We start from the raw sequence: 12,243 nt of genomic DNA, 5'->3' as shown, positions 1-12,243 counted from the left end.
TTTTAGTACCTCCTTAGACCCTTACGCCTTGCACATTTACTGTTATACTTGATATTTTTAGTCCTGTATAATTTTCAACATTATATCTTACTTTTTGAATTATATTATTAGCTATAACAGATATCTTAGTACCATATTCAACTATTATATACAACTCAACGCTCAATTTTTCATCCTTGCAATTTATTTTTACACCTTTACTTAGGTTCTCTCCTTTTATAAGCTCCCACAAACCATCTTTGGCAGTTTTAGAAGCCATTCCAACCACACCATAGCATTCCATGGTTGATACCCCTACTATATTGGCAAGTGTTTCCACAGAAAAATTGATTGAACCATTTTCATTGGAAATCTGCATCATTTTAAATTCCTCCTTACTTAATAAGCACATAATACAATTTTATATTAAAATAAGCAATTATTCAATATTTTTAAATATTAATTTCTTAAAATTTATAATAACAATTTAATTTGCTATTGCATATTTTGTGCATTTTATGATAGAATATAACATGTATTTTGTTTGAAATATGTTTTTAACATATTTAAGGGAGGTGTATACAATGTCAAGAAAATGCGATATATGCGGAAAAGGTGTTGTAGCTGGTGTACAATATAGCCATGCTCACAATCAGTCTAAAAGAACATGGCTTCCTAATATAAGAACTGTTAAAGCTGTAGTTAATGGAACTCCAAAAACTATTCATGTATGTACTAGATGCTTACGTTCAGGAAAAGTGCAGCGTGCAATATAAAAAAAAATGCAATTGTTTAACAATTGCATTTTTTTTATTGACTCATATGTTTAATTTTTTTTCCTTACAAATATTTTAATTATTTTCGATAAAAATTTTGGAAGTTTTATTGCAACTATTTTCATTTAATATTTCCCTCCTATTTTAAACCACATAATATAAATTGTATTCCAATACATATATATGCAGCTTAACTCCTATTTATGGCAGTGCTCTATTAAATACCATCCAATATATATTAATGCGCCACCAACGGCAATTATCCATCCTACATAAGGTATAATAACAGTAATTAATATTCCAATGCCAACAGAGGCCGCTATTACTCCCAAAATATTTTGATTCAACTTAGATTTACATTTTTTTGACATAATAGAAACACCCCCACTAGTAATTTACTAATATTATATGCTTCATACTAGAAAAGATGTCCTTAATAATAAAAAAAAGACTTTAACACTAATAATTGTTTCAAATCTACATTTAACCAATTATTAGTGTTAAAGTCATATATCAATTTATAAAATTTATTAGTCTTTTGATTTCATTACAATAACCTTTCCGGTTTTAAAACTTATTGTAACATCTTCATCTAAAAACTCATTGGATACTGTTCTTGGATCACCAAACTTTAAATTATAGTCTTTTAGAGGATATTTAGCACCTATAATAGATAATTCTTTAACCTCATCACCAAATGCTTGTATAGAAAACAATGTTCCTCTTGTGCCTCTCAGTGTACTTTCCTTGTTAATAATAAACATTTCATTATTATCATCTTTAATAAATGCATTAATTTCTAAATCCAAGCATCTATTAAGAAGTCCAATATTTCCAAATAAATGATCTATTCTTGTTCCTGTACACCCTAGAAACACAATTTCAGAAACTTCTAATTTTAAAACTTCTTTTAAAGCAAGTTCTGTATCTGTAAAATCTTTTTCTGGAGGAAATTTAATGATATCAGCGCAATTTTTTTTGTAGTATTCCAGTGCTTCATTACTTGCAGAATCAAAATCTCCTATTAATATATTAGGTTTAATTTTATATTTATAGATACAATTCGCACCACTGTCAGCACACACTAAAAAATCACAATTTCTAAGTTCTTTATGTAATACTTCATAAGATGGTTCCGTGCCCCCTGAAATAATAACAGCTTTCATTATCCAATACTTCCTTTTAACAACTTTATATTTTCCTCTATCTTACCATCTTTAAAAACTGCGGAACCAGCTACTGCTACATTGCTTCCAGCTTCAAATACCTTTTTTATATTATTTGAAGCTATTCCACCGTCTACTTCTATTAAAAGATCTTTATTAAATTCTTTCGATAATTCTTTAACTTCCTTTATTTTATCTAAAGTATAATCAATAAACTTCTGACCACCGTATCCTGGGTTTACAGTCATAATAACTACCATATCTACTAATCCAATCAAATCCTTAATATTACAAACTGGTGTACCTGGATTAAGTGCAATTGCTGCCTTTTTTCCAAAACTTTTTATATAATTTAAAGTTCTATCTATGTGCTTATCTGCCTCGTAATGTACAGTTATAATATCTGCACCCGCATTCACAAACTCCTCTATATATCTTGAAGGCTCTTCAATCATTAAATGTACATCAAATGGCAAGTTTGTATATGGCCTTATACTTTTAATTACCGGTAAACCAAGACTTATATTTGGCACAAACATCCCATCCATTACATCTATATGTATAAAATCAGCACCACTTTTATCTAAAGCTTTAATTTCTTCACCCAATTTTGAAAAATCAGCTGATAAAATTGAGGGGGATAATTTCATCATTTATATTTCCTCCTATCTTTCAATTCATTCAAGGTATTTATATAAAACTCATATCTATCTTTATGAATTTTGCCTTGCTCTACTGCATTTTTAACTTCGCAGCATGGTTCCTTATAATGTAAGCATCCTGTAAACTTACACATATGACTATACAATAGGAATTCAGGAAACAGCTCCTTAAGCTCCTGCACTTCCAAAAAATTAATATCTATAGATGAAAAACCAGGTGTATCAACCAAAAATCCATCTGCAACCTCTATAAGCTCACTATGCCTTGTAGTATGTTTACCTCTTTTTATTTTTTCACTAATATCTCCAACCTTCATTGCTTCTTTTTCTACTAAAGAATTGAACATTGTAGATTTTCCAACTCCAGATAAGCCGCTGATTACCGTGACATTGTCTTTTAGCTTACCTTTTAAAGTATCCATCCCAATTCCCTTTTTAGCGTTAATCATAATATATTCATACCCAGCTAACTCTACAAGCCCTTTAGCTTCATCAATTTCTTTTTCAGTTGCTAAATCTATTTTATTAAAGCATACAATGGGATGTATCCCTTCATGCTCACATAAAATTAGAAACTTATTTAGTAAGTTTCTGTTAAAATCCGGGTTTTTAAGTGCGAATACTATAAAAGCTTGAGTTACATTTGCCACAGATGGTCTTTTTAATTCATTAATTCGCTTTTCAATCTTATCAATTACACCTTTTTCATTATCAATAGATATTTGTACTTTGTCACCTACAATTGGAGACAAGGAATTATATCTAAATTTACCTCTAGCTTTACACTCAATTATTTGATCATTAACTTTTACATAATAAAATCCTGCAATTCCTTTAACTATAATTCCCTGCATAATTACTCCTTAGTTTAATTATTTTTTGCCATTTTGTCCGCCAGTTTGTGTATTTGAAGCTGGCGGAGTGGTGTTACTACCAGTAGTATTATTACCACCAGTAGTATTATTTCCAGAAGGTTGAGTAGTATTCCCGCTTTGACCGTTTGATCCAGAAGCAGAAGTATTACTTCCACCACTTTGACTAGTACCGCTACTGTTAGTGTTACTTGACGCTGTTTGCTGAGTATTTGTATTTGAACTAGCCGCAGCATTTATTCTCCAAACAAAAATAATAACTTGTGAGCCTTTAGCTACTGTGTTTCCTGCACCCGGGGTCATTGTATCAACAATTCCGTTTTTGGATTGATCCGTTGTATCTTCATATTTAATACTTGGTACAAGGTTCATTGATGATAGAATATTTTGTGCATCGGCAGCACTTTTGCCGCTCACATCTGGTACTGTTACCCCTGTATCTTGTTTAGGTCCATTGCTTATAACTAAATCTATTTTCATACCACTAGTTATATCAGTTCCTTCTGGTGGATTCTGTGAACTTACACATCCTTTTGGAACAGTATCTGAATTACTATAAGAAACATTTCCTAAAGTACATCCATCATTTGAAATTTCCGCTTTTGCATCACTTAAGCTCATACCCTGAAGTGAAGGCAGCGTTTTTGTTTCTGGTCCAGAACTTATATTAACTCTTACAGTTGAATTCTCTAAAACTTCTGTGCCTTCATCTGGATAACAGGCTACTACAGTCCCTTTAGGCTTATCACTTTTAGTTGTTCCAGCAACCTCTAATTTCAAGTTAACCTTGTTAAGTGCATCAGTTGCATCACTTTTTGTCTTTCCTATTATACTAGGTACTGCAACTTTTTTGGTTGAAGGTGAATTACTAAGCAAACCAGCTCCAATTGCAAATGCTAAGGCTGAACCTACTATTAAAATAACAGCAATAATTGAGCCAATTAGTATTTTCTTCTTTTTATCACTAATTTTGCTGCCCTTATTTTTTAAACTTTTATCATCTAAATCATCAATATCTTCATCATCATCATTTTCATCATCATCATCATTTTTTATATTTTTATTTATTGGTTCCTTTTTATCTTTAATCTTTACAGGTTCCATAACTCTAGTATATTCATCGTCCATACTATCATCTTGAAACTCGTCAATATTTAAATTATTTTTTATTTTTATAAGATCACTTAAAACCTCTTTAGCACTTTGATACCTGCTGGCAGGATTTTTTTCGAGACATTTTAAGATTAAATTGTTAAGTGAATTTGGTATACTACCATTTAAATTTCTAGGTGGATCAACAGGTTCCTGAATATGTTTTAATGCTACAGAAACAGGTGTATCTGCATCATGTGGCACCTTACCTGTTGCCATTTCATAAAGCACAATTCCAAAAGAATAAATATCCGTTCTGCAATCAACTTGCTTTCCTTGTGCTTGTTCTGGTGATAAATAATGTGCCGAACCCAATACTTTATTAGTACTTGTTATAGTTACAGAATTTGAAGCTTTTGCAATGCCAAAATCAGTTACTTTTACAAGCCCTTCTTTAGTAACCATTATATTATGAGGCTTTATATCTCTATGAATAATATTATTCCTATGAGCACAATCCAAAGCTTTTGAAATTTGAATTGCAACTCCTACTAATGCTTTAGGTCCAATTTTACCCTGTTCTTTTATTACTTCTTTCAATGTCTTTCCATCAATGTATTCCATAACAATATAGTTTATCTTGCCTTCAGTTCCAACATCATAAATATTAACAATATTTGTATCTGATATACTTGCTGCTGATGTAGCTTCCCTTTTAAACTTGCTTACGAAATCTTCATCATCTGAGAATTCACCTTTAAGTACTTTAACTGCAACATTTCTATTTAATAAAATATCCTTTGCCTTATATACAACAGCTGTACCACCAACACCTATTTCTTCTTCTAATTTATATCTATTACTCAGAACAGTTCCTATCATTTTTTCACTCTCCTTCAAATACAATAATTGATATATTGTCCCTGCTTCCCTTCAATTTACTAAGTTCAACGAGTTTTTCACAAGAAGCTTCATTGTCATTTTTCATTATAATATCATAAATTTCATATGCACTAACGCTGTTCGTTAACCCATCTGTAGACAATATGCCCTTAATTACACCAGTTAACTTTAGGTCAAATATATCAACATCAACAAACTCACTAGTTCCAAGTGCTCTTGTTATTATGTTTTTATTAGGATGTGTCATTGCCTCTTCCTCAGTAATTGTCCCACTATCAACTAATTGCTGTACAAGAGAATGATCCTTAGTAACTTTTGTTATACCATCAGCTTTAATTAAAAAACAACTGCTATCTCCTACATTTGCAATAGATATATTATTGTCCTTTATTATGCATGCCGTTATAGTCGTACCCATACCAGATAAATTTTCAGAAGATTTAGAATAAGTATATATCTTCTCATTTGCATATTTCACAGCTTTTTTAAGTATATCTCCAACTTTTTCACAAGGCAAGTCCCCTAGCTTCTTTATGTATTCTATTGTAGAATCTACCGCCATTTTGCTTGCTATTTCGCCTGCATTATGTCCGCCCATACCATCTGCAACAATATAAAGTCTTAAGTCATCTTTCTCATAATAGTCAACATAATCCTCATTAAGCTTCCTAACATTGCCAATGTCAGATAACATCGCCACCATCTTTACACCTCATCTCATTACTTTGATTTAAATAATTTCTTCTAAGTTGGCCACATGCTGCATTAATATCTGTGCCCATTTCTTTTCTAATTGTATTTTCTATATTAAATTTAGTAAGTACATCAGAGAAATTTTTAATCCTATGATTTGAAGGTTTTTCATAATCATTTTCTTTAACTGCATTAACTGGAATTATATTTACATGACACAACATTCCTTTTAAAATAGATGCTAACTCTTCAGCATTTTCCGTGCTATCATTAACATCTTTTACAAGTGAATACTCAAAAGTCACTCTTCTTTTAGTAGTTTTAATATAATCCTTACATGCATTAATTATTTCATCAATTGTATATTTATTTGCTATAGGCATAATTTTTTTTCTAAGATAGTCATTTGGTGCATGAAGTGAAATTGCCAAAGTAATTTGAAGATTTTCTTTCATTAAATCATATATTTTAGGCACAATTCCACATGTAGATAAAGTTATATGCCTTTGTCCTATATTTAATCCATTATCAAAATTTACTGTTTTTAAAAATTTCACTACATTATCATAATTATCAAGTGGTTCTCCACTTCCCATTAAAACTATATTTGATATTCTTTCCCCAATCTCCTTTTGAGCTCTTAGAATTTCTCCAAGCATCTCACCAGATGAAAGGCTTCGTATAAGACCTCCAATTGTTGAAGCGCAAAAGCTGCACCCCATTCTACATCCCACTTGGGTAGATATACAAATAGAATTTCCATAGTCATACTTCATAACAACACATTCTATTATATTACCATCTTTAAACTTTAGCAAAAATTTTGATGTATCGTTATTCTTAGAATCCAATCTATGAGTAACTTCTGGCACTCCGATATAAAAACTATTATTTAATTTAGCTTTGGTTTCATTTGGTATATTTTTCATATCGTCAAAATTAAAAATACCTTTATATATCCAATCATTTATTTGTTTTGCCCTAAATGATTTTTCGCCATTTAATTCCATCCATTGTTTTAATTCATCTTGAGTATAATCCAAGATATTTTCCAATCCATCTTCACCTACCACTGTTTCTTAAGTTTACACAGAAAAAATCCATCCATATGTTCGTTTGGAAATATTGTTAAACCATATTCACTGTAATGAAAATTATCGACTTTGCCAAAGTATAAATTTTCCACCTTAAAGTTTGGATTTCCCTTAACAAATTCCCGTACTATAATTTCATTTTCTTCTTTATTTAATGTACATGTTGAATAAAGAAGAATTCCGTCTTTTTTTAAATATTTTGCTGCGTTTTTTAATATATTTTGTTGCACTAAGGCAAGACTTTGCAAATCATTAATATTTTTAGTCCATTTTATCTCTGGTTTCTTTTTTATAATTCCAAGTCCTGAACAAGGAACGTCAACAATAATCCTGTCAGCAACATTACTGTATTTTTCATTATATTTACTAGCATCCATTACGCTACATGTAATATCGTTAATTCCAAGTCTTTTTGCATTTTGCCTTATTAAATTTAATTTATTTTCATATATATCAAATGCTAAAACTCTTCCTGTATTATTTAGAAGTTCTCCAGCATGAGTTGCTTTTCCACCTGGTGCACTGCATAAATCCATTACTGTCATACCTTCTTCAATATCAAGGCATGCAGCCACAATCATTGCACTTTCATCTTGAACTGTAAAATATCCTTCCGAAAAAAGAGGATTATTTTCTATACTGCTGCCTCTTTTTATCTTTATTGCTTCAGGACATACACTTCCTTCTTCAATTTCATAAGAAAGTTCTTCAAGTTTATTCCATACCTCATCATAAGAAGCTTTTAAAGAGTTAACCCTCACTGTTACACTAGGCACATTGTTAAGTCCTCCTAATATGTTTTCTATTTCTTCATTTCCATACTGTTTCATAAAAAACCTTACCATCCAAGGTTCAAATGAGTGTTTAAAACTTAACTTTAAAACTTTATCCTTTGCCGTGCAAAAATTATCTTCCTTATTTCTTAAATAATTTCTAAGTACACCATTTACAAATTTCGATGATTTCAGTGATACATATTTTTTTGCAAGTTCAACAGCTTCATTAACCACAGCAAAATCCGGAATCTTATCCAAATATTTTATTTGATATACTGATATTCTTAAAACATTTAAAATATATCTATCAACTTTTTTAAAATCTATTTTTATAAAATGCTTTAAAATAATATCTATAGTGTATTTGTATTTTATTGTTCCATATAAAATTTCAGTTGCGAGAGCTCTATCATTTCCATTTAAATCAGAATTTTTTAAAGTCTTATTTAAAGCAATATTGGAATATGCCTTATTAAAAAAGACATCATTTAAAACCTCAACAACAATTTTTCTTGCATTATCCATACTTTTATTCCTTTTCCTTAATCTCTATATGTATATCAGAAATTAAAAAGCTTTATAATATTTTAAACATGCTTTATTTTATCTTAAGAATATTCCCTTTTCAATATTATTCCCTTTAATATAATCTTTAACACTCATTAATTTTTTACCTGGAAATTGAACTGCCGTAATAAGCAGCTTACCCTTTCCAGTACTAACTAAAATGCCATCATTATTTACTTCTTCAATAAGACCTGGTTCTTTATTTGTACTCATATCCACAATTTTAGTGCTATGAATTTTCATCACACTATCATTGTAATTTGTATATGCTGATGGTGCTGGATAAAGTCCTCTAACTAAATTATGGATTTTATCTGCACTATCATTCCAATTTATTTTACCAGTATCCTTTTTAAGCAAAGGTGCATAATTAGATTCGGCATCATTTTGCTTTATAGGCGTAATCTTTCCAGCTGCATAGTCTTCCATTGTCTTAAGCAAAAGTTCTGCTCCTTCTTCTTTTAAAATATCATGAAGCTCTTCAAATGTCATATCTTCACTTACATCTGTTTGAAATTTTTGAAGCATATCACCTGTATCAAGCCCTTTTTCCATAAGCATAGTTGTTACTCCTGCTTTCTTTTCTCCATTTATTATAGCCCAATTAATTGGTGCAGCACCTCTATACCTTGGAAGCAATGAAGCATGTAAATTAATACATGCATACCTTGGCGCTTTCAAAACATCTTCTGGAAGTATTTGTCCAAAAGCAACTACAATTATAAAATCAGGTTTCATTTCTTGAAGCATCTTAATCGTATCAAGTTCGTTTTTTAGTTTTTCTGGTTGAAATACAGGAATATTATGTTCTATGGCAACTTCCTTTACCGGTGACATTGCAAGCTTCTTGCCTCTTCCCTTTGGTCTATCTGGCTGAGTAAACACTGCTTTCACACTGTGTTTTTCTATAATTTTTTTTAATGATGGTACTGCAAAATCTGGTGTACCCATAAAAACAATATTCACTAATTATTCCTCGCCTTCAAATAGTTTATCTACAAATAAAACACCTTCAAGATGGTCGAATTCATGGCACATAGCTCTTGCCATAAGCTCAGTTCCTTCTACTATAATTTCCTCTCCCTTTTCATTTAAAGCTTTCGCCTTAACATATAGTGGTCTTTTTACCTTTCCTTCTTTACCTGGTATACTTAAGCAGCCTTCAGAATCTATATAATTTCCTTTTGTTTCTAAAATTTCTGGATTGATAAATGCCACAGGACCTTCTCCTACATCTATTACTACTACTCTTTTTAATATTCCTACCTGTGGTGCTGCAAGACCAACACCATTAGCATCATACATAGTTTCTTTCATATCTTCAATAAGAGTTAAAATTCTTTTATCTATTTTTTCAACTTTTCTACTTTTCTTTCTAAGCAATTCGTCCCCATATTTTCTTATATTTCTTATAGCCATTACATTACCTCCACATATAATTTATGATAAATTCAAAGGATTTATATCAACAGATATCCTTATATCATTATAAACTTTTTTTAATATTTCATAAATAGATTTTTTTATAAAGTTTGCCATATCATACGATATTTCACCTTTAACAAGAATTTGCCATCTATAGTACTCATTAATTCTTGCAATAGGTGACGCACATGGACCTAATATATACATATTATCATAACCACTTAAATTATTTTTTAAAAAGTCACCAACTATTTGTATATTTTTTATTAATAAATTTTCATTTTTAGAACTTAAATTAATTATAAATATTTTTGAAAAGGGCGGATAATTCATACTTTTTCTTAAATGTATTTCTTCATAAAAAAAATCCTTATAATTATTACTAGCTGCATATCTAATTGCATAATTTTCTGGAGAATACGTCTGTATAATAACCGTACCTTTTTTGCTTCCCCTTCCAGCCCTTCCACTAACCTGTGATATAAGCTGGAAAGTCCTTTCATAGGATCTAAAATCAGGTATATTTAAAGTTATGTCTGCTGCCACTACTCCAACCAAAGTGACGTCTTTAAAATCGAGTCCTTTTGCAATCATTTGAGTGCCTATTAAAATATCAGCTTCTTTATTTTTAAATGCATTATACATAGTCTCATAAGAATTCTTTTTTCTAGTTGTATCTTTATCCATTCTCATGACACTGGCACTTGGAAATAGCCTCTTTATTTCCTTCTCAATTTTTTCTGTCCCAACCCCAAAATATTTAACATACTTGCTTCCACATTTAGGGCAAATAGTAGGTACCCTTTCAGTATTACCACAATAGTGGCATATTAAATATTTTTTTTCACTGTGATATGTCATAGGAACGTCGCAACTTTTGCACTTAAATACAAATCCACATTTTCTACATGACACAAAAGTTGAAAATCCTCTTCTATTTAAAAACAATATAACCTGTTCTTTTTTTAATAGCTTTTCTTCAATTGCTGCATGCAAACTTCTACTAAATATAGATTTGTTATTCTGGTTTAATTCTTCACGCATATCAACTACTTCAATATCTGGCATTGATGCTCCATCAGCTCGCTTATCTATACTTATTAAAACATATTCACCATTTTTCGCTTTATAGTATGTATCAATAGATGGGGTGGCGGATCCAAGTATAATCTTACAATTTTCTATTTTACTTTTCATTTCGGCCACTTCAATGGCATTATATTTAGGATCACTTTCAGATTTATAACTTCCTTCATGCTCTTCATCAATTACTATGAGTCCTAAATTATGAAAAGGTAAAAAAATTGCAGATCTTGCACCAACTGCAACCTTTACATCATCATTTTTAACTCTAAGCCATTCATCATATCTTTCGCCATCGGAAAGTTTGCTGTGAAATACTGAAACATCTCTTCCAAATCTCCCTTTAAACCTTTCAACCATTTGTGGAGTAAGAGAAATTTCTGGTACCAATACAATTGACTGCTTACCTAGTTTCATAACCTTTTCAACTAAATTCATATATATTTCTGTTTTTCCACAACCAGTGACGCCATGTATAAGAAATTTATTTTCATTAGAATTCATTATGATATTAACTGCTGCTTGCTGATATTCATTTAATTTTTTTGCATCATATCTGTCAAATGTTCTATTATCATATCTATAAACTATTTTTTCGCATACCTTTAAAGCCTCATGTTTTATCATTGTATTAATTGACGATATAGATACATTGAATTTTTTACTAAGCTCACTTTTATTAAATATGCCATCATTTTCACTTACAATATTATAAATGGTTAAATAAGGTTCTTTATTTAACTTTAAAGTAAGTTCTTTATTTAAACAAACTACATCACTAGTCTTATGTCCTATGCCTTTAGTTATTCCTGTTGGTATCATAAGCTTTATGCACTCTATATAACTGCATAAATATCTTTTTCTCATTTCTTTTATGAGTTCTATATTTTCTTTAGTAATTATAATTATATTAGAACTTATACTTATTATTTCTTTTGCTCTTATATTTTTATCTATTTCTTCATATAATTCAAATACAAAACCATCTATTTTTTTGTTTCCCATTCCAAATGGAATTTTCACCATTTGCCCTATTTGTATAGATTCTTTTAAGCTAGCTGGAACTTTGTATGTAAATATCTTATCTAAAGAACTTGCCTCACTATTTATTATTACTCCTGCAAAATTATTCACCAAATCACCCTTTAATTTTAT

Annotated in this window: 14 protein-coding genes; 1 reads left to right on the top strand and 13 read right to left on the bottom strand. The window is 30.2% G+C overall.

The features are described 5' to 3' along the window. Window positions 1–13: 13 nt before the first annotated feature. Window positions 14–361 (bottom strand): Asp23/Gls24 family envelope stress response protein, encoded by a 348-nt coding sequence (locus CUEA01_RS07925; protein ID WP_234121110.1) that lies wholly within the window; start codon window positions 359–361, stop codon window positions 14–16. Between the two features lie 202 nt (window positions 362–563). On the opposite strand from CUEA01_RS07925, the gene rpmB reads away from it, so the two are divergent. Further along, a complete protein-coding gene (rpmB, locus tag CUEA01_RS07920) occupies window positions 564–755 on the top strand; it encodes a 50S ribosomal protein L28 (RefSeq protein WP_053240813.1) in 192 nt (63 codons plus the stop codon). A 50-nt stretch (window positions 756–805) separates the two neighbouring features. Here rpmB and spoVM read toward each other — a convergent pair whose 3' ends face one another. From spoVM to priA, 12 genes are all read right to left on the bottom strand, one after another. Next, window positions 806–880: a stage V sporulation protein SpoVM gene (gene spoVM / locus CUEA01_RS25275; protein ID WP_407929249.1), complete on the bottom strand. Its 75-nt coding sequence runs from the start codon at window positions 878–880 to the stop codon at window positions 806–808. A 72-nt stretch (window positions 881–952) separates the two neighbouring features. Further along, window positions 953–1,126, bottom strand: a complete 174-nt coding sequence (locus tag CUEA01_RS07915; RefSeq protein ID WP_234121109.1) for a hypothetical protein — start codon at window positions 1,124–1,126, stop codon at window positions 953–955. A 159-nt stretch (window positions 1,127–1,285) separates the two neighbouring features. Continuing rightward, window positions 1,286–1,921, bottom strand: a complete 636-nt coding sequence (locus CUEA01_RS07910; RefSeq protein ID WP_234121108.1) for a thiamine diphosphokinase — start codon at window positions 1,919–1,921, stop codon at window positions 1,286–1,288. Then, on the bottom strand, window positions 1,921–2,574 hold the full coding sequence (rpe, locus tag CUEA01_RS07905; protein WP_234121107.1) for a ribulose-phosphate 3-epimerase: 654 nt from the start codon (window positions 2,572–2,574) through the stop codon (window positions 1,921–1,923). The genes CUEA01_RS07910 and rpe overlap by 1 nt, the downstream gene beginning before the upstream one ends. Beyond that, window positions 2,571–3,437, bottom strand: a complete 867-nt coding sequence (gene rsgA, locus CUEA01_RS07900; RefSeq protein ID WP_234121106.1) for a ribosome small subunit-dependent GTPase A — start codon at window positions 3,435–3,437, stop codon at window positions 2,571–2,573. Before rsgA ends, rpe begins: the two co-directional genes overlap by 4 nt. Before the next feature lie 18 nt (window positions 3,438–3,455). After that, window positions 3,456–5,429, bottom strand: coding sequence for a Stk1 family PASTA domain-containing Ser/Thr kinase (gene pknB, locus CUEA01_RS07895; RefSeq protein WP_329603987.1), 1,974 nt, complete (start codon window positions 5,427–5,429; stop codon window positions 3,456–3,458). A 4-nt stretch (window positions 5,430–5,433) separates the two neighbouring features. Further along, window positions 5,434–6,153: a Stp1/IreP family PP2C-type Ser/Thr phosphatase gene (locus CUEA01_RS07890; protein ID WP_234121104.1), complete on the bottom strand. Its 720-nt coding sequence runs from the start codon at window positions 6,151–6,153 to the stop codon at window positions 5,434–5,436. After that, entirely contained in the window at window positions 6,134–7,198 is a 1,065-nt protein-coding gene (gene rlmN, locus CUEA01_RS07885) for a 23S rRNA (adenine(2503)-C(2))-methyltransferase RlmN (protein ID WP_234121103.1), read from the bottom strand. Before rlmN ends, CUEA01_RS07890 begins: the two co-directional genes overlap by 20 nt. A gap of 11 nt (window positions 7,199–7,209) precedes the next feature. Next, the gene (rsmB, locus tag CUEA01_RS07880; RefSeq protein ID WP_234121102.1) at window positions 7,210–8,538 is read right to left on the bottom strand and encodes a 16S rRNA (cytosine(967)-C(5))-methyltransferase RsmB; all 1,329 of its coding nucleotides are present in this window, start codon (window positions 8,536–8,538) and stop codon (window positions 7,210–7,212) included. 78 nt (window positions 8,539–8,616) lie between these two features. Continuing rightward, window positions 8,617–9,531: a methionyl-tRNA formyltransferase gene (gene fmt, locus CUEA01_RS07875; RefSeq protein ID WP_234122145.1), complete on the bottom strand. Its 915-nt coding sequence runs from the start codon at window positions 9,529–9,531 to the stop codon at window positions 8,617–8,619. Window positions 9,532–9,549: 18 nt separating this feature from the next. After that, complete coding sequence (gene def / locus CUEA01_RS07870; RefSeq protein ID WP_234121101.1) at window positions 9,550–9,999, bottom strand: peptide deformylase; 450 nt, start codon at window positions 9,997–9,999, stop codon at window positions 9,550–9,552. Between the two features lie 21 nt (window positions 10,000–10,020). After that, window positions 10,021–12,222 carry a primosomal protein N' gene (priA, locus tag CUEA01_RS07865; protein WP_234122144.1) on the bottom strand — a complete coding sequence of 734 codons (2,202 nt, stop codon included), beginning with the start codon at window positions 12,220–12,222 and terminating at the stop codon, window positions 10,021–10,023. Window positions 12,223–12,243 lie beyond the last annotated feature (21 nt).

The sequence above is a fragment of the Clostridium hydrogenum genome, assembly GCF_021432385.1.
In the GTDB taxonomy this organism is placed as follows: domain Bacteria; phylum Bacillota; class Clostridia; order Clostridiales; family Clostridiaceae; genus Clostridium_S; species Clostridium_S hydrogenum.
The sequence above is the reverse complement of the archived record's forward strand: the minus strand, read 5'-3'. Positions and strand labels throughout refer to the sequence as shown.

Excerpts from the sequence above, each read along its gene's own strand:
- rsgA (WP_234121106.1), bottom strand. The coding sequence starts at position 3,437 with ATGCAGGGAATTATAGTTAAAGGAATTGCAGGATTTTATTATGTAAAA.
- CUEA01_RS07910 (WP_234121108.1), bottom strand. The coding sequence starts at position 1,921 with ATGAAAGCTGTTATTATTTCAGGGGGCACGGAACCATCTTATGAAGTA.
- rpmB (WP_053240813.1), top strand. The coding sequence starts at position 564 with ATGTCAAGAAAATGCGATATATGCGGAAAAGGTGTTGTAGCTGGTGTA.
- rpe (WP_234121107.1), bottom strand. The coding sequence starts at position 2,574 with ATGATGAAATTATCCCCCTCAATTTTATCAGCTGATTTTTCAAAATTG.
- fmt (WP_234122145.1), bottom strand. The coding sequence starts at position 9,531 with ATGGGTACACCAGATTTTGCAGTACCATCATTAAAAAAAATTATAGAA.
- def (WP_234121101.1), bottom strand. The coding sequence starts at position 9,999 with ATGGCTATAAGAAATATAAGAAAATATGGGGACGAATTGCTTAGAAAG.
- rsmB (WP_234121102.1), bottom strand. The coding sequence starts at position 8,538 with ATGGATAATGCAAGAAAAATTGTTGTTGAGGTTTTAAATGATGTCTTT.
- pknB (WP_329603987.1), bottom strand. The coding sequence starts at position 5,429 with ATGATAGGAACTGTTCTGAGTAATAGATATAAATTAGAAGAAGAAATA.
- CUEA01_RS07925 (WP_234121110.1), bottom strand. The coding sequence starts at position 361 with ATGATGCAGATTTCCAATGAAAATGGTTCAATCAATTTTTCTGTGGAA.
- CUEA01_RS07915 (WP_234121109.1), bottom strand. The coding sequence starts at position 1,126 with ATGTCAAAAAAATGTAAATCTAAGTTGAATCAAAATATTTTGGGAGTA.
- CUEA01_RS07890 (WP_234121104.1), bottom strand. The coding sequence starts at position 6,153 with ATGGTGGCGATGTTATCTGACATTGGCAATGTTAGGAAGCTTAATGAG.